12 protein-coding genes are annotated in these 16679 nt (G+C 59.7%); 5 read left to right on the plus strand and 7 right to left on the minus strand.

All coding sequences use genetic code 11. The features are described 5' to 3' along the window. The first annotated feature begins 18 nt into the window (after window positions 1–18). Genes AC3WJW_RS15320 through AC3WJW_RS15330 form a run of 3 tightly spaced genes read left to right on the plus strand, consistent with a single transcriptional unit; the run spans window position 19 to window position 3301 of the window. On the plus strand, window positions 19–2223 hold the full coding sequence (locus AC3WJW_RS15320; protein ID WP_493726577.1) for an FUSC family protein: 2205 nt from the start codon (window positions 19–21) through the stop codon (window positions 2221–2223). Beyond that, window positions 2213–2413, plus strand: a complete 201-nt coding sequence (locus tag AC3WJW_RS15325) for a DUF1656 domain-containing protein (protein ID WP_015096751.1) — start codon at window positions 2213–2215, stop codon at window positions 2411–2413. The genes AC3WJW_RS15320 and AC3WJW_RS15325 overlap by 11 nt, the downstream gene beginning before the upstream one ends. Before the next feature lie 24 nt (window positions 2414–2437). Then, entirely contained in the window at window positions 2438–3301 is an 864-nt protein-coding gene (locus tag AC3WJW_RS15330; RefSeq protein WP_493726578.1) for an efflux RND transporter periplasmic adaptor subunit, read from the plus strand. A 195-nt stretch (window positions 3302–3496) separates the two neighbouring features. On the opposite strand, the gene AC3WJW_RS15335 is transcribed toward AC3WJW_RS15330, so the two are convergent. From AC3WJW_RS15335 to AC3WJW_RS15345, 3 genes are all read right to left on the minus strand, one after another. Then, on the minus strand, window positions 3497–3886 hold the full coding sequence (locus AC3WJW_RS15335; protein ID WP_493726579.1) for a DUF4440 domain-containing protein: 390 nt from the start codon (window positions 3884–3886) through the stop codon (window positions 3497–3499). A 138-nt stretch (window positions 3887–4024) separates the two neighbouring features. Further along, window positions 4025–4849, minus strand: coding sequence for an SDR family oxidoreductase (locus AC3WJW_RS15340; protein ID WP_493726580.1), 825 nt, complete (start codon window positions 4847–4849; stop codon window positions 4025–4027). A 33-nt stretch (window positions 4850–4882) separates the two neighbouring features. Beyond that, the gene (locus tag AC3WJW_RS15345) at window positions 4883–5347 is read right to left on the minus strand and encodes a multidrug transporter (RefSeq protein WP_104449346.1); all 465 of its coding nucleotides are present in this window, start codon (window positions 5345–5347) and stop codon (window positions 4883–4885) included. Between the two features lie 173 nt (window positions 5348–5520). Here AC3WJW_RS15345 and AC3WJW_RS15350 point away from each other — a divergent pair, with 173 nt between their 5' ends. Continuing rightward, entirely contained in the window at window positions 5521–8334 is a 2814-nt protein-coding gene (locus AC3WJW_RS15350) for an RHS repeat-associated core domain-containing protein (protein ID WP_493726581.1), read from the plus strand. Window positions 8335–8668: 334 nt separating this feature from the next. Continuing rightward, the gene (locus tag AC3WJW_RS15355; protein ID WP_493726582.1) at window positions 8669–11413 is read left to right on the plus strand and encodes an RHS repeat domain-containing protein; all 2745 of its coding nucleotides are present in this window, start codon (window positions 8669–8671) and stop codon (window positions 11411–11413) included. A gap of 82 nt (window positions 11414–11495) precedes the next feature. Here AC3WJW_RS15355 and AC3WJW_RS15360 read toward each other — a convergent pair whose 3' ends face one another. The 4 genes from AC3WJW_RS15360 to AC3WJW_RS15375 all read right to left on the minus strand — a co-directional run bounded on the left by AC3WJW_RS15360 (window position 11496) and on the right by AC3WJW_RS15375 (window position 16583). Beyond that, window positions 11496–12947 carry a mannose-1-phosphate guanylyltransferase/mannose-6-phosphate isomerase gene (locus tag AC3WJW_RS15360; protein WP_104449345.1) on the minus strand — a complete coding sequence of 484 codons (1452 nt, stop codon included), beginning with the start codon at window positions 12945–12947 and terminating at the stop codon, window positions 11496–11498. 212 nt (window positions 12948–13159) lie between these two features. Beyond that, window positions 13160–13816 carry an alginate O-acetyltransferase AlgF gene (locus AC3WJW_RS15365; RefSeq protein ID WP_007972635.1) on the minus strand — a complete coding sequence of 219 codons (657 nt, stop codon included), beginning with the start codon at window positions 13814–13816 and terminating at the stop codon, window positions 13160–13162. Window positions 13817–13830: 14 nt separating this feature from the next. After that, on the minus strand, window positions 13831–15006 hold the full coding sequence (locus AC3WJW_RS15370) for an alginate O-acetyltransferase (protein WP_493726583.1): 1176 nt from the start codon (window positions 15004–15006) through the stop codon (window positions 13831–13833). An 11-nt stretch (window positions 15007–15017) separates the two neighbouring features. Continuing rightward, the gene (locus AC3WJW_RS15375) at window positions 15018–16583 is read right to left on the minus strand and encodes an MBOAT family O-acyltransferase (RefSeq protein ID WP_218477504.1); all 1566 of its coding nucleotides are present in this window, start codon (window positions 16581–16583) and stop codon (window positions 15018–15020) included. Window positions 16584–16679: the final 96 nt, after the last annotated feature.

Genomic DNA, 16679 nt, shown 5'->3' on the forward strand with positions numbered 1-16679 from the left:
TTTATTGAGCAGGATTTGATGACTCCATTGCCCGTCCCCTTGCGCTGGCTGTACTCCCTTGAATGGCGCCGGGGGTTCTTCGACTGGGCACGCAGCGACGGCGTGACCTGGGTCTACATCTTCAAGGTGCTGTTCGCGGCATTCCTGACGCTTTGGCTGGCCATGCGCCTGGAACTGCCGCAACCGCGCACGGCGATGATCACCGTGTTCATCGTCATGCAGCCGCAGAGCGGCCAGGTGTTCGCCAAGAGTTTTTATCGGTTTCTCGGCACCCTGGCCGGGTCGGCGGTGATGGTTGCGCTGATCGCCCTGTTTGCGCAGAACACTGAGCTGTTCCTCGGTTCGCTGGCGATCTGGGTTGGTATCTGCACGGCCGGTGCCGCGCGCTGCCGCAACTTCCGCGCCTATGGATTTGTTCTCGCCGGATACACCGCTGCGATGGTCGGTTTGCCCGCGCTGGCCCATCCGGATGGCGCGTTCATGGCGGCGGTCTGGCGGGTGCTGGAGATTTCGTTGGGCATTCTCTGTTCGACCCTGGTCAGTGCGGCGATTTTGCCGCAATCGGCCAGTGCGGCGATGCGCAATGCCTTGTACCAGCGCTTCGGCGTCTTCGCCCTGTTCGTCACCGACGGCTTGCGCGGTCGCAGTCAGCGCGAGGCGTTCGAGGCCGGCAACGTGCGTTTCATCGCCGAAGCCGTGGGCCTGGAAGGCTTGCGCAGCGTCACTGTTTTCGAGGACCCGCACATGCGTCGGCGCAATGGCCGGATCAGTCGCCTGAACAGCGAATTCATGGGCATCACCACGCGCTTCAACGCCTTGCACCAGCTACTCGAACGCCTGCGCAGCAGCGCGGCGGACCAGGTGGTGGAGGCGATCAAACCCGGCTTGCAGGACCTCGCCGAGCTGCTCGACGGCTTCAGCGGGCGTGCCCTGACCAGCGCCGATGCAGCGCGTCTGGTCACGGTGCTGAGCGCCTACAAGGAAGGGTTGCCAGCGCGGGTGCGCAGTCTGCGGGCGACGTTCCAGCAGAGCAACCCGAGCGAGGCTGGGCAACTGGATTTCCACACCGCCTACGAACTGCTCTATCGGTTTGTCGACGACTTGCACAGTTATGCCCAGACCCACGCATCGCTGGCCGATCACAGTCACGAACGGGAGCGCTGGGACGAGCCGTTCACCCCGCAAACCAACTGGATGGCAGCGGCAGCTTCGGGGATACGCGCGGCGTTCATTCTGGTGGTATTGGGCAGCTACTGGGTGGCAACCGCCTGGCCGAGCGGCGCGACCATGACCCTGATTGCCGCCGCGACCGTGGGCCTGTCCGCCGCTACTCCGAACCCCAAGCGCATGGCCTTTCAGATGGCGTGCGGGACATTGCTCGGGGCGCTGATCGGCTTTGTCGAGATGTTTTTCATATTCCCGTGGATCGACGGATTTCCGTTGCTGTGCGTGATGCTCGCACCGGTGATCGTACTTGGCTCGTTCCTGACCTCGCGGCCGCAATACGTGGGCGTCGGCCTGGGCTTGCTGATCTTCTTCAGCACCGGTTCGGTGCCGGACAACCTCACGGTCTACAACCCCTACACCTTTATCAACGACTACATCGCCATGGTGCTGGGCATGCTGGTGTGCGCAGCGGCCGGGGCGATCATTCTGCCGCCCAACAGCCGCTGGTTGTGGCGTCGCCTGGAGCAGGACCTGCGTGGTCAGGTGGTGTACGCCATCAGCGGCAAGCTCAAGGGCCTGGCGTCGAGTTTCGAAAGCCGCACCCGTGACCTGGTGCATCAGGCCTACGGCTTCGCGGCGGGCCAACCGCAGGTGCAGCGGGACTTGCTGCGCTGGATGTTCGTGGTGCTGGAAGTCGGCCACGCGATCATCGAATTGCGCAAGGAGCAGGCGATTCTGCCGGTGCACCCGGCCTATGCCGAATCCCAGCCGTGGCGCCAGGCGATCCGGGTGATGGGGCGTGCGCTGGTGCGGCTGTTCCTGCAACCGAACAGCAGCAACCTCGAGCGCGCGCTGATCGCGGTCGATCACGCGATCAGCCGTGTGCAGTCTACCGACGAACCCTTTGCCCCGCATTTCGATACCTCGGCGTTACGCCGGGTGAAGAGCTACCTGCACTTCATCCGCACCTCGCTGCTCGATCCGCAATCACCGCTCGCCGGTTACGTGAATGTCCGTACCAGCAGCCAGCCACAAGGACTAGAACATGCCTCGTGAAATCGCCTTCCACGGTGTGTACATGCCGACCATGACCCTGATGTTTTTCATCGCGGCGGCCCTGGCCTGGGCGCTGGACCGGTTCCTGTCCGGGTTCGACCTGTACCGTTTTTTCTGGCACCCGGCGTTGCTGCGCCTGAGTCTGTTTACCTGTCTTTTCGGCGCCATGGCGCTGACTGTCTACCGTTGACTCTCTATCACTGAGAATGCCCCGATGAAAAAGTTTTTCAGCCTGCTCGCGACCCTGCTGGTGCTGGCCCTCGCGCTGTGGATCGGCCGCTCCTTGTGGGAGCACTACATGAACACGCCGTGGACCCGCGACGGCCGCGTGCGCGCCGACATCATCAACGTCGCGGCCGACGTCACCGGCGAAGTGGTGGCCGTGCCGGTGCGCGACAACCAGCTGGTGAAAAAAGGCGATTTGCTGATGCAGATCGACCCCGAGCACTACCGCCTGGCGGTCAAGCAAGCGCAGAATCTGGTGGCATCGCGCAAGGCGACCTGGGAGATGCGCAAGGTCAACGCCCATCGTCGAGCCGATATGGACAACCTGGTGATCTCCCGGGAAAACCGCGACGACGCCAGCAACCTCGCCGACTCGGCCCTGGCTGACTACCAGCAGGCCCAGGCGCAACTGGAAGCCGCCGAACTCAACCTCAAGCGCACTGAAGTGCGTGCCGCAGTGGACGGCTACGTCACCAACCTCAACGTGCATCGCGGCGACTATGCGCGCATCGGTGAGGCGAAAATGGCCGTGGTCGACATGAACTCGTTCTGGGTCTACGGCTTCTTCGAAGAAACCAAGCTGCCCCGCGTGCGCGTCGGCGATAAGGCCGACATGCAGCTGATGAGCGGCGAAGTGCTCAAGGGCCACGTGGAAAGCATCTCGCGCGGCATCTACGACCGCGACAACCCGGAGAGCCGCGAATTGATTGCCGACGTCAACCCGACCTTCAACTGGGTACGCCTTGCGCAACGGGTACCAGTGCGCATTCACATCGATGAAGTGCCGGAGGGTGTGGTGTTGGCGGCGGGGATTACCTGTACGGTGGTGGTGAAGCAGGAGGGTGGGGCATAGCCGGTAGACCGGGTCGCCTGCTTCGCGAGCAAGTCGGATCGCCGCACCGCCGCTCCCAAATTTTGGAATGCATCCCCCTGTAGGAGCGAGCCTGCTCGCGATGAACCAGAGCGCGCCGCGTTTATTCAGAATGCACGCGTTATCGTTGACGTCCATCGCGAGCAGGCTCGCTCCTACAGTTGATCGTCGTCGTGTTCAGCAGAAGGTCTCTTGCAAATGCCGCCAAAGAATCCTGTCATCTACCTTCTCGAACACAACCGTGGAACGACGATCCGAGTGCAACCCGGTCGCATCGGTCTGTTGCTCGCGGTAACTCACGGTGGCGCCGCCGTCGTACAACGCGATGCCACGCAACTCGCTGAGCTCGATCCTGAACCCGAGTTTCTTGCCGCCCGCCAGCGTGAACAGTTCGTTCAGCGCGTCAAAATCCAGCACCCGGCCGAGCGGCGAGACCATGGAGAACTGCGACGAAAAACGCGTCAGCAGTTTTTCGAGATCGGACGCGTCGCGCTCCTCGGCCAGCCATTGTTCGATGGCCACGTGGGCCTGGATCACTTCGTCGAAGTATTCGGTGTAGTCGGTCATTGTGCTGTTACCTGAAGTTTTGTAGAGACTGTGCGGGCCTCTTCGCGGGCAAGCCCGCTCCCACAGGATTAGCGCTATTTCAAAATCTGCGCATGACCTGTGGGAGCGGGCTTGCCCGCGAAGAACGATGACGCGGTCTCAGAGCTGCCCACGCAACCCGAACCGCTTCATCAGCCCGGATTCGAGCAAACCCTTGGGCAGCAAACTGGCCATCAGCGGCAACGCGCGGCTGCCATTGCCCAGGCGGATCAGCCGTGGCGGTTTGGCTTGCTGCACGGCCTTGAGCAATCCGGCGGCAAACTCACTGGCCGGGGTCGGTCTGTCCTGGGAAGCCCTGGCCCGGGCGCGTATGCCTTCACGCAGCGGAAACCACGGCGATTGTTCACTGATCAGTTGCTCGGCTTCGTGCCCGGCATTCTTGGCGAAGCTGGAAGCGATGGCCCCCGGCTGGACCTCCATGACCCGCACGCCGAACGGCGCCAGTTCCATGCGCAAGGCATCGCTCAAGGCATGCACGGCGGCTTTCGAAGCGCAGTAGGCGCCGGCGAATGGCGTGACCAGTACGCCGGACACGCTACCGATATTCACCACCAGCCCCTTGGCCCGACGCAGCACCGGGAACAAGGCGCGGGTGACGCCGACGATGGCGAACACATTGGTCTCGAACTGGCGCTGCATGGCTGGTACGCCGCCATCGAGCAACGGCCCCATGGCGCCATACCCCGCGTTGTTGATCAGCACATCGAGGCCGCCGGTTTGGTGGTTGATATGCTCGCTCAAGGTTTCGAGTGCCACGGCGTCGTTGACATCCAGTTGCACGGCGGTGAAACCCGCGGCGCTGAGTGCCGCGACATCTACGGCCTTGCGGGCACTGGCCCAGACTTCATAGCCGGCGACCTTGAACGCATCGGCAAGGGCACGGCCAATGCCGCTGGAGCAACCGGTAATCAACGCAACGGGCATGGCGCATTCCTTGTGCAAAAAATGGGGGAGGGATCAGTCGGAAAAACTACCCTGCAATCGCTCGGCGCGAAACTCCAGGGTTTCCGGCCGGTAGCCAGGGCGCAACGGCGGCAGCGGCAAGCAATCTTCCCAGTTGCCACCGGCCTGCAATTCGCCGGGGCCGCGATAACGCGGGGCGGTGTATTGGTTGTCGGCGAGGTTCACCGTATCGCCCGGAGCATAGGCCGCAACCCGCCAGCGCAGTTCCGTCAGCGGCACGTCATTGCCATTGTTCATCGTCAGTTTCAGCGGTCGGTCGGCCGGGCAGTGCTCGGGCGCATAGCTGATGCGCAACTCCAGGCGTTGCAGTTGCTTGAGTTCGCGGTGGTCCATCCAGATGACCCAGGTGGCGACGATCCCCAGCCCCACGGCGGCGGCCACGGATACGGGCAAGGCCTTGGCCGGATAGCGCAGCAACAGGATCAGCCAAGTGATGACCAGCAGGACGCCGATGAACATGACGTAAATCTCGGGAATAGAGAGGAGCATCCTACCTAAGCGCGAGTGGGGTTGGCGATGGGCAGGGCGTGGCGAAGGCGTTTGAGGCCATCGGTCTGAACTGTAATTTCTGACAGTAGGCAAGTGTCTGAGCGGCGGGTTTACATGAGGGGAGTTATTCCGGAGCGCATACTGTGTCATCAACATCTTCAATCCACCGCCACACCCCGAGCCTGATCGCGATTGACCCTCGTGGGCTGGCGGTGCGTGCCGCGGGTTACTGGCGCGACAACGACGGCGTGCTCCCTCAGGCACGGGTCAATCGCACGGTCCATGATTGGGCGGGGCGAGCGATTGCCCAGTGGGATCCGCGATTGTTTCTGGACGCTTCAGCGTCGCCTAATTTGCAAACAATTCACGCCCTGCCCGGCACCGTGTTGTGTACGAACAGCGTTGATGCCGGCTGGCGTGTGGCGCTGTTGGGTGAGGCGGGGCAACCGATCCACCACTGGGATGGCCGTGGCTCGCAGCGCTGGATGCAATACGACACTCAGTTGCGCCCGGTATCGGTGTTCGAGCAGCCGCTGGACGGCGAAGCGCTTTGCACGGAACGCTTGAGTTACGGTGCGAATGATCAGGCTGCTGCCGAGCGCAACCAATGCGGTCAATTGATCCGCCATGATGACCCGGCGGGCTCGCAGCGGTTTGCCGAGTTCGGATTGCACGCTGGAGTGTTGGAGCAGACGCGGCATTTTCTGAACGACCTGACGCAGCCGGACTGGCCCGAGTCGACAGCGGACCGCGAGCGGCTGCTGGAGCCGGGCGAGGGCGCCACCACCCGTTCACAGGTCAATGCATTGGGCGAGGTCTCCCATCAAACCGATGCCAAGGGTCACCGCCAGTTGTTCAGCCAGACCCTCGACGGCCAGTTGCGCGAGGTTCGCCTGCAACTCAACGGCACACCCACCCCGAAAACGCTGGTCAGCGCCATCACCTACAACGCCCAAGGCCAGACCGAGCGGGAAGTCGCCGGCAATGGCGTAATCACCACGCTGGAATACGACGCGCAGAATGGCCGCCTGACTAGCCTCCTGGCGCAACGCGGCAACAAAGCGCTGCAAGACCTTCGCTATGCCTACGACCCGGTGGGCAATGTGCTGAGCATCGAGGATGCCGCGCTGCCGATTCGCTACTTCGCCAACCAACGGATCGAACCGGTCAATTGCTACGTCTACGACAGCCTGTCGCAACTGATCGAAGCCCTCGGCTGGGAAGCGGGCGGTGTCAATAAAGGCCCACAGTTTTCGACGTTCGATGATCCCGCGCCCCGTGCGAACTATCGCCAGACCTATCACTACAACTTGGGTGGCAGTCTGCTGGAACTGACCCACGAAGGTCCGCAAAATCATGCTCATCGGCTGGTGTCGGCGGCGCGCAGCAACCGCTGTCTGCCGGTAATTGAAGGCGTGGAACCGGGTGATGACGACTTCCGCCGGGGCTTCGACAGCAACGGCAATTTGTTGAGCCTGCAAGCGGGGCAGGCGTTGAGTTGGGACCTGCGCAACCAGTTGGGCGAAGTACGGCCCGTGGTGCGCGATTCGGGTGTCGATGACCGCGAATGTTATGTCTACGGTGCCGATGGGATGCGCCTGCGCAAAGTCCGCGAGACGCTGGCCCATGCCCGGACATTGGTCGCTGAAACCCGCTATCTGCCGAACCTGGAGCTGCGCAATTACAGCGGCACGGGTGAAGTGTTGCAGGTAATCAACGTCCAGGCCGGGCGCAGCCGTGTGCGGGTGTTGCACTGGGAGTCCGAGCCGCCGAAAGACATGGCCAATGACCAATACCGCTACCACCTTAACGATCACCTGGGCTCCTGCACCCTGGAACTTGATTATGTTGGTGAAGTGATCAGCCAGGAACGTTATCACCCGTATGGCACCACCGCTTGGTTCGCCGGACGTGGGGAGGTGGAGGCGAGTTACAGAACGGTACGTTATTCGGGGAAGGAGCGGGATGCGACGGGACTTTATTACTATGGTTTCAGGTATTACGTGGCGGGGTGGCAGCGATGGTTGAGCCCGGATCCGGCGGGGGTCGTTGATGGGATAAATGGCTATGTAATGGTAGGCAATAACCCTGTCACCTACCATGATTGGCTGGGTTTACTGAAGGTTAAGGATCTGTTCGAAAGTTATATTGATATACCGCAAGTGGTCAGTATGGCTGCTGAACTTGACCGTTACGTCAGCCTTCAGGCAGATGTCAATTATTCTGAATCTTACCGTCGGGATGGCGATAAACACACGATCAGTTTGAGTTGGACAAAACTGCATTCGCACTTTACACCTAGATCTAAAACTGAAGTAGCCAGCGTTATGAGCCCTGCGGCCGACGGTTCGCCGAGGATATACTCGGAGGAGTTTATCAAGGATCTGCACAGATCGAATTATTCCATATCCCGAGGCGCTGAATACGGCAGTTCATCCGGCTTCGACGTTTCTTTGGATGTGCTTGAAACTACTGATGAAAAATTGGAATTTCTAGCAAGAAAAATTTCGCACCCGGAAGATCGTGCCCGTATATCTGAAATTGCTTATCAAGTCAGTTTGATTGAAGCGACTCAGGAGGCTATGAATCATTCACAGCGGGCTGATTATTTTTTTACAGGTTCCTCGGGAGCAAGTTACAACATTCATCTAAATGAAGACGAAAGCGTGACTGTTACTTCGAGTATAACGTACCCAATGAAGCAGGTCGAAAATTCAACAATAATACCCGGGTTGCACTTGGCCGCCTCCATTGAAACAAGGATTGGAACTACCAATGGACGCTTGACGCATGAAGCGTTGGCGGGTGAAGAGAGAAAAGGTCACTACACACTGAGTTTTGAGATGACCCCAACTTCTCGCTCACCTTCTCCCGTGAATAAAAAAGGGTTTTTTAAACAATTTTTTAAAGGTACAGGCAGAGCTTTCAATCCAGTAGGGCGTCAAACCGGCAACTGAAGAAAAGCGCCGCGCCGACTGCGGATAGCCAACGCAGTCGGTTCGGTGCCAGGTACAGATCAATCACTGCGCGATGCTCCGCACCGAAACTGCGCCAGCTACGCACACGAAGTAATCGGAATGCAAGTCGACGGGCTCTTGCTCAACAGAAACACGTTTTCATTTAAGGTAATTGAGCCATGCCGCTGATTGCGATTCAGCGTCCAGTGCCGTGGTGCATTTGTCGCGGTGCCATCGTCTATTCGAGCCTACGTTGGTCCGGACTGTAATTTCTGACAGTAGTCACCGATAAGTTTTCGGTGTTAGCTGGCATGAGTTAATCAGGCGACTCCCCATGTGGCCACATACTCCGTCAGTTCAACGCAATACCCCAACGCTGAGCGTCGCTGATCCGCGCAGCCTGGCTGTGCGTTCGGTGGCTTATTGCCGGGGAACAGAAGCCGCGGCGGCTGAAGTGCGGATCAATCGTTCGGTCTATGACCCGGCCGGGCATGTTGTCGCCGCGTGGGGTCCGCGGCTGTTTCAGGAGGGGGCGGCGCTGGCTAATCTGAGCGAGGTTCGTACCCTGTCTGGCAGCGTGTTGGCTTCGAGCAGTGTCGATGCCGGTTTGCGCGTCAGTCTGTTTGGTGAGGCCGGTCAAGCGCTGCACAGTTGGGATGGCCGGGGTTCCCGGCGCTGGATGCAGTATGACGAGCAGTTGCGTCCGCTGGCGGTGTTCGAGCAGGCGGTGGACGGCGAAGCGCTTTGCACGGAACGCTTTTGTTATGGCTTGAGCGATCAGGCTGCTGCCGAGCGCAACCAATGCGGCCAACTGATCCGCCACGATGACCCGGCGGGCTCCCTGCGGTATACCGAGTTCGGGATGCACGGCACGGCGCTGGAGCAGACGCGGCATTTTCTGAGGGTGTTGTCGCTGCCTGACTGGCCGGAGTCGATAGCGGATCGTGAGTTGCTGCTGGAGGCGGGCGAGGGCGCAACCACTCGCTTGCACTTCACCGCGCTGGCCGAGGCGATCGAACAGACCGATGCCAAAGGTAACCGACAGTTGTTCAGATGGACCCTCGACGGCGAGTTGCACGAGGTTCGCCTGCAACTCAGCGGTGCATCAACCCCGAAAACGCTGGTCAGCGCCATCGCTTACAACGCCTACGGCCAGACCGAACGGGAAGTCGCCGGCAATGGCGTAATCACCACGCTGGAATACGACGCGCAAAATGGCCGCCTGACCCGCCTCAGCGCCCAACGCGGCAACAAAGCCCTGCAAGACCTGAGCTATGCCTACGACCCGGTGGGCAACGTGCTCAGCATCGAGGATGCCGCGCTTCCGATTCGCTACTTCGCCAACCAGCGCATCGAGCCGACCAGCCATTATTGCTACGACAGCCTCTATCAACTGATCGAAGCCACCGGTTGGGAGGCTGGGGGCTCAAACAAGGGGCCGCAGTTTTCAACTTTCGATGATCCCGCGGCTTGCGCCAATTTCCGCCAGCAATATCGCTACGATCCGGGCGGCAATCTGCTGGAGTTGACCCACGAAGGTCCGCAACGCCACGGTCATCGATTGGTCGCGTCGACGCACAGCAACCGGTGCCTGCCGGTGATTGAAGGCGTGGAACCGGGCGAGGAGGATTTCCTTGGCAGTTTTGACGCCAATGGCAATCTGCTCAACCTGCAACCAGGACTATCGCTGTGTTGGGACCAGCGTGATCAATTGCACGAAGTACGGCCGGTCGAACGTGATTCCGGCCTCAATGATAGCGAGCGCTACGTTTACGGCGCCGACGGTATGCGCGCGCGCAAGGTTCGTTTGACGCAAACCAATGCACGAACGCTGATCTCTGAAGCTCGCTATCTACCCAATCTGGAACTGCGCAGCCACAGCGGCACCGGCGAAGTGCTGCAGGTGATCAGTGTGCAGGCCGGACGCAGCAGTGTACGGGTGTTGCACTGGGAGTCAGGGCCACCCAATGACCAATACCGTTACAGCCTGAATGATCACCTGGGGTCCTGCGTCCTGGAACTCGATCAGGCGGGGGAGGTGATCAGCCAGGAGCGTTATCACCCGTTTGGCACTACCGCGTGGTTTGCCGGTAGAGGGGAAGTTGAAGCCAGTTATAAAACCGTGCGTTATTCGGGGAAGGAGAGGGATGCGACCGGGCTTTATTATTATGGGTTCAGGTATTACGTGCCTTGGCTACATCGATGGTTGAATCCAGATCCGGTGGGCACTATAGATGGATTGAATTTATATCGATCCATGGGCAACAATCCCTTGTTCTATCGTGATAGGTATGGCCTTGTGGGGACCCCCTCCCAAGAACGTGGAGATAACCGTTATCACGATCTTTCGAGCAAGAGAATTATTTATCCATTACAGGCTGCCGGTATGCAGCCGATTCGTAATTTTTTTGCAAATAGTCAGGACTTTCCAACACGCGCTTACCGCGATGAAATTCCGCGGGTACTTGAAGAGCTTAACGTTCAGCGTGGCCTCTCCTTTACTAACACGCATCAAGCCCATGTCATTGCAGCTGTTCGAACACAAACGGCTCCCCCTTCGGGGGCCGTGCTCTACCACTCTGGAGAAATTATTTCCGGTGCCTTGAATTTTACAGTAGGAGAGCGTGCAACGAGTCGGATCATGGGACCTATGTCTGTAATCTTTAACAGCCCCATTGAGACGCCTAAGGTACTTTTTACGCGACGGCAACAAGTGGCCAGCACAGTGGATTTTGTCGGAAGATTGGGGATGTACGCTCGAAACCCTATAACCAGTATGGCGGGGCACACAGCAGTGACCTTCGCGCGTGTAATGAGGGTTTCCGAGGCTCAAACACAAATGCAATACCGCCAGTTGGCTGTAAAAACTGCAATAGCAAAAGGGCAACCGGACAGTTTTGACATGATTCGATCAGTAACCGATCAACATAATTGGTTAAGCACTTTGGCATTACCTACACCACCTACGCCCCCTAATTCACCGAGTGGCTTGGTGATCCGCTCATTCGCTGCGGCATTCCCTGTTACGGCCGCAGTTCATACCATTGAAATACCGCGTGTCAGGCGCAAATCAATTTGAAAAAAAACGTCCAACCGCCTGCGGATCGGGAGCGCAGTCGGCTGGACGGAGGCTTCAAGTTAAACGGTTTTTACCAGCGCAATCACTGCGCGATCGTCTTCACCGCAACTCCACGCTCAACCGGCGTCGAGCGCCCGTAGATATCTTCAAACCGCTCGATATCGTCCTCACCCAGATAACTCCCGGATTGCACTTCGATAATCTCCAACGGAATCTTCCCCGGGTTACGCAGGCGATGTACCGAAGCAATCGGAATGTAAGTCGACTGGTTCTCCGTCAGCAGGAACACATTCTCATCACAGGTCACCTCGGCCGTGCCACTGACTACGATCCAGTGTTCAGCACGGTGGTGATGCATCTGCAGCGACAGGCAAGCGCCCGGTTTGACCGAGATGTGCTTGACCTGGAAGCGGCCGCCCATGTCCACCGAGTCGTAGGAGCCCCACGGACGGTAGACCTCGCAGTGGTTCTGGGTTTCGCTGCGGCCCTGTTCGTTGAGGGTGTTGACCATCTGTTTCACGCCTTGGACCTTGTCCTTGTGGGCGATCATCATGGCGTCCTTGGTTTCGACCACGACGATGTTTTCCAGGCCGATCACCGACACCAGTTTGCCGTTGCCGTGGATCATGCAGTTTTTGCTGTCCTGGATCACCACGTCGCCTTTGGTGACGTTGCCGTTGGCGTCTTTTGCATTCACTTCCCACAGCGACGACCAGCAACCGACATCGCTCCAGCCGGCGGTCAGCGGCACGACGCAGGCGCGTTGGGTTTTTTCCATCACCGAGTAGTCGATGGAGTTGTCCGGGCAGCAGGCGAAGGTGGCTTCGTCGAAGGTGATGGTGTCGGCGTCCTGGTGGCTGCGTTCCAGGGTCAGCAGGCAGGTGTCGTAGATGTCCGGATCGTGCTTTTTCAGCTCTTCGAGGAAGCGGCTGGCGCGGAACAGGAACATGCCACTGTTCCAGAAGTAACCGCCGGACTGGACGAACTCGGTGGCGCGCTTCACGTCGGGTTTTTCCACAAAGTGCGAGACGCGGCTGACGCCTTCGGGCAGCAGCGAGTCGTTGGTCGACTTGATGTAGCCGTAACCGGTTTCCGGCTTGGTGGCCGGCACGCCGAACAACACCATTTCACCGTTTTCGGCGGCGACTGTGGCCAGGGCCAGGGCGCGTTGCAGGGCTTTCTGGTCTTCCAGGACGTGGTCGGCCGGCAATACCAGCATCAGTTCGTCGCGACCTTCATTGACCAGCATCATCGCGGTCAGGGCCACGGCCGGCGCGGTGTTGCGACCGAACGGCTCCATCAGGATGCGCTGGGATTCCAGTTTGCGCGCCGCTAATTGCTCGTTGACGATGAAGCGGTGGTCCTTGTTGCAGACCACGATGGGCGTGTCCATGCCTTCGAACACCAGGCGTTCCAGGGTTTGCTGGAACAGGGTGTGTTCGCCGGTCAGGGCCAGGAACTGTTTAGGGAATTGTTTGCGGGAAAGCGGCCAAAGACGTGAGCCACTACCACCTGACAAGATCACCGGAATCATGTTGTTACTCCTTGAATATCGATTGGTTAGAGCTACTGCGTTCTGTCGTTTCACTCTTGTTTTTGTTCCGTGCCGAAAGGCTGCTGTAGGAGCTGCCGAAGGCTGCGATCTTTTGATCTTTGGCGTCCTGACGAGCGCAAAAAATCAAGATCAAAAGATCGCAGCCTGCGGCAGCTCCTACAGGGATCAATGCCGGCCTTTCGGTAAATTCATTAGCGCGTCGATACCGGGCGTTTCACCCAGACCGGCGACAGGCTGCTGCCGCTGCCGGTGACGTACAGCACCGCGGCTTCACCGCGTTCCAGGGCGACCGGTTTCACGTCGCCGACTTTGGTGGTGCCGTCATAGAGCGCCAGGCTGACTTTCACCGGGTTGATTTCACGTTCGCCGCGACCCTTGGGGGCAACGTTCGGCACCACGTCAGTCTTGCCATCGGCGGTTTTCAGGGTCAGCGCCTTGTCGCTGAGGTTCTGTACGCGGACCAGTGACTTCTGCTTGTTCTTGAACGGCGGCTCTTCGATCAGTTGCGGTGCGCCGCTGGCGTTGTTGACCAGGGTGTAATAGTGGTCGCCGGCCAGTTTCACCGGCAGGCTCTGGCTGCCGACCTTGGCGCTGTAGTCGCCGCCCGGCATGAAGCTGAAGTCACTGCTCGACAGTGGTGCGACATCGCTCAGGTTGGTGCTGCCGACGGTGGCGCTGACTTCGGCGTTGCTGGCGTTGTAGATGCGCACGAAGGTCGAGCCTTTCGGCGCGGTCGGGCCGTACAGGGCGGCGTCGCCAGCGGCGAAAGCCTGTACCGACAGCACGCTGAGGCCGGCAACCAGAGCAAAGCTTTTAGCGAGACGACGAGGAGTTGTAGTGAAAGTCATGGTGTACCTCTCTTTCAGTTTTGCGCCCGGTCGGGCGTCTCGGATTTAGTGTTTGCAGCTACGTTTTGTTGGCGGGCGCCGGCTTGTTTAAGCTCTGCGACCCACTGCGGGTCGGCGTCGCCGATTTCGTTGTTCACAGGCAGATATCGTTCAGGGAACTCCCAGATCAGCACCTGTGGCGGGCTGTTCTTGAAGGCATCGCTTTTCAGGTAGCTGAGCATCGGCAGAATCGGGCCGTGGCCGTCTTCGGCGTAATTGACCACGTCGCTGTGCAGCGCCTGCTTGAGCGCACCCACAAAATTCCAGCTGGGGTTGGCGCTGTAGCTGGTGCCGATCAGGGCCACTGGCACTTCGGTGTTGGCGAACAGCGCGTCGTCGCCGGCGGGCTGATCTTCAGCCGCGACCGTATTGCGCTTGTGCAAGGTTTCTTGCTTGGGCATCAGGTTTTCGAACAGCGGGTCCAGTGGCAGGAACAGACGCAGGTCGCCCTTGTGGGTGACGGTTTCGGCCGGTTCGGTGACGAAGCGCTGCGGTTCGCCGCTCAGCGGGTACTTGTCGGCAATGGTCTTGGCCAAACGATTGGCCGCGATCTCGGCGCCTTCCGGGGTCCAGTGGGTGTCGGTGCGCAGGAACACTTGCTGGCCGTTCTGCTTGGCCTGTTGCAGCGGGCCGAGCAGGTCAGGGGCCGGAATCCGGTCGGCGGCCAGGCGCTGGTGGAAGTCCTTGTAGAGGTTGGCGTGGATGCTCGCCGGTTTCTCCTCACCGAGGTGTTCCGGGTACAGACGCACCTTGGCCGGCACCACCGCCATCACCAGTTGCACGCCTTTCTCTTTCAAGGTCTGGCGCACGCCTTCGACCAGCGCGTAGTTGCCTTGCAGGTTCAGCTCTTCGTTGACCACCGGATGAAACTCTTCATCGCTGTACAACCACTGGTCGCGACCGAGCACCACGCCCGGACGACCTTCGTTGAACAGTTTGAAATCCAGCGCGGCCCAGAGATTGGTGCCCAGGCGCTTGATCGGGAACTCGTCGTCGTAGTGGGTTTCCACGGCCTTGGACCAGCGACCGTTGAGCACCGTCGCATCGGCGTTGGTGCTGAAGCCGAAGAAGCTGCGCACCGACCACAGACCGAGCACCAGCAGGGTCACAAGGAACAGCGCGATGTAGAAGATGCGTAATGAGCGGGTCATGGTCAGATCCCTCAGAACTGGAAGTAAAGGAACGGCGAGAAGCTTTGCGCCGAGAGTTTGAGAATCGAGGCGATGAACAGCAGCAGCACCAGCGCACGCATCACGTAGCGCGACCAGTCAGCGGTCCAGTAGGCCGGTTGCACCTGGGCTTCGACGCCGACGGTGTAGCCAGGCTGGTGGATGCTTGCCGGGTTATCCCCAGGCACGGCCTTGATCGTTCCCGGTGTCGCCGCGGCCGGGCCGTCGGCGTCGACGTTCACTGCAGGCTTGGTCTTCACCGGAGGCTGATTGGTGTAGAAGTCGCGCAGGCCGAAAAACGCCAGAGTCACGTAGGCCACGATCAGCGTTGCCACTTGCAGGCCGGTGAGGCTGGCCTGGTTGAGTTCCGACAGCGACCAGTCGCTGAAGCTGAACATCGCGCCGTACATGCGCCCGGCGACGTGCAGGTTTTCCGCACGGAAGATCACCCAGCCCATCACCACCAGCAGGAAGGTCATTGCCCAACGGATCGGGTTGAAGCTGCGTGGCGAGGTATTCAGGCCGATGGCTTTTTCAATCGCCAGCCACATGCCGTGCCATGCACCCCAGACGATGTAGGTGATGTTCGCGCCGTGCCACAGACCACCGAGCAGCATGGTCAGGAACAGGTTGCGATAGGTCATCAGCGTGCCTTTGCGGTTACCGCCCAGGGTGATGTACAGATAGTCACGCAGCCAGGTCGACAGGCTGATGTGCCAGCGCCGCCAGAACTCGGTGATCGACTGGCTGACGTAAGGCTGCTTGAAGTTTTCCATGAAGCGGAAACCCATCATCAAGCCCAGGCCGATGGCCATGTCGCTGTAGCCGGAGAAGTCGAAATACAGCTGCGCGGTGTACGCCAGGGCGCCGAGCCAGGCATCGCCCGTTGTCGGGTTTTGCAGGGCAAAGCAGTGGTCGGCCACGACGGCCAGGGTGTCGGCAATGAAGACTTTCTTGATGAAACCCTGCATGAACCGCGTGCAGCCCTCGGAGAACTTGTCGAGGGTGTGGGTGCGGTTGTTGAACTGGTCGGCCAGGTCGCGAAAACGCAACACGGGACCGGCGATCAAGTGCGGGAAGATCGCCACGAACGCCGCGAAGTCGATCAGGTTGCGGGTCGCCGGGGTGTCGCCACGGTAGACGTCGATGATGTAGCTGATGGACTCGAAGACGTAGAACGAGATCCCGATCGGCAGCAGCACGTGGGTCAGGATGAAAGGCTCCAGGCCCACCGACGTCATCATCGCGTTGATGCTGTCGACGCCGAAGTTTGCGTACTTGAAGTAGCCGAGGATGCACAGGTCGACGGCCACGCCGAGCAGCAGCCAGCGCTGTGCCGGTTTGGTCCTGACCCCGGCAGCACCGACTTTCAGGCCGATCCAGTAGTTCCACAGCGTGACGCCGGCGAACAGTGCGAGGAAGTCCACACGCCACCAGGCGTAGAACACGTAACTGGCAATCAGCAGCAGCAGATTGCGATAGCGTTGCCCGCTCAGGTAGTACAAGCCGAGGAAGATCGGCAAGAACAAAAACAGGAACACGTTGGACGAAAAAACCATCCCGATCTCTCCTTGTTTGAACCAACAGTCAAGGGCCAACGGCCCCCCCAAACCCCCCACAGAAATTCGGGGGGCATAACCCACATCTCACAGCTG

The sequence above is a fragment of the Pseudomonas sp. GW821-FHT07G06 genome, from assembly GCF_058986625.1.

Excerpts from the sequence above, each read along its gene's own strand:
- AC3WJW_RS15345 (WP_104449346.1), bottom strand. The coding sequence starts at position 5,347 with ATGTTCATCGGCGTCCTGCTGGTCATCACTTGGCTGATCCTGTTGCTG.
- AC3WJW_RS15360 (WP_104449345.1), bottom strand. The coding sequence starts at position 12,947 with ATGATTCCGGTGATCTTGTCAGGTGGTAGTGGCTCACGTCTTTGGCCG.
- AC3WJW_RS15370 (WP_493726583.1), bottom strand. The coding sequence starts at position 15,006 with ATGACCCGCTCATTACGCATCTTCTACATCGCGCTGTTCCTTGTGACC.
- AC3WJW_RS15320 (WP_493726577.1), top strand. The coding sequence starts at position 19 with ATGACTCCATTGCCCGTCCCCTTGCGCTGGCTGTACTCCCTTGAATGG.
- AC3WJW_RS15330 (WP_493726578.1), top strand. The coding sequence starts at position 2,438 with ATGAAAAAGTTTTTCAGCCTGCTCGCGACCCTGCTGGTGCTGGCCCTC.
- AC3WJW_RS15325 (WP_015096751.1), top strand. The coding sequence starts at position 2,213 with ATGCCTCGTGAAATCGCCTTCCACGGTGTGTACATGCCGACCATGACC.
- AC3WJW_RS15355 (WP_493726582.1), top strand. The coding sequence starts at position 8,669 with ATGTGGCCACATACTCCGTCAGTTCAACGCAATACCCCAACGCTGAGC.
- AC3WJW_RS15365 (WP_007972635.1), bottom strand. The coding sequence starts at position 13,816 with ATGACTTTCACTACAACTCCTCGTCGTCTCGCTAAAAGCTTTGCTCTG.
- AC3WJW_RS15375 (WP_218477504.1), bottom strand. The coding sequence starts at position 16,583 with ATGGTTTTTTCGTCCAACGTGTTCCTGTTTTTGTTCTTGCCGATCTTC.
- AC3WJW_RS15335 (WP_493726579.1), bottom strand. The coding sequence starts at position 3,886 with ATGACCGACTACACCGAATACTTCGACGAAGTGATCCAGGCCCACGTG.
- AC3WJW_RS15340 (WP_493726580.1), bottom strand. The coding sequence starts at position 4,849 with ATGCCCGTTGCGTTGATTACCGGTTGCTCCAGCGGCATTGGCCGTGCC.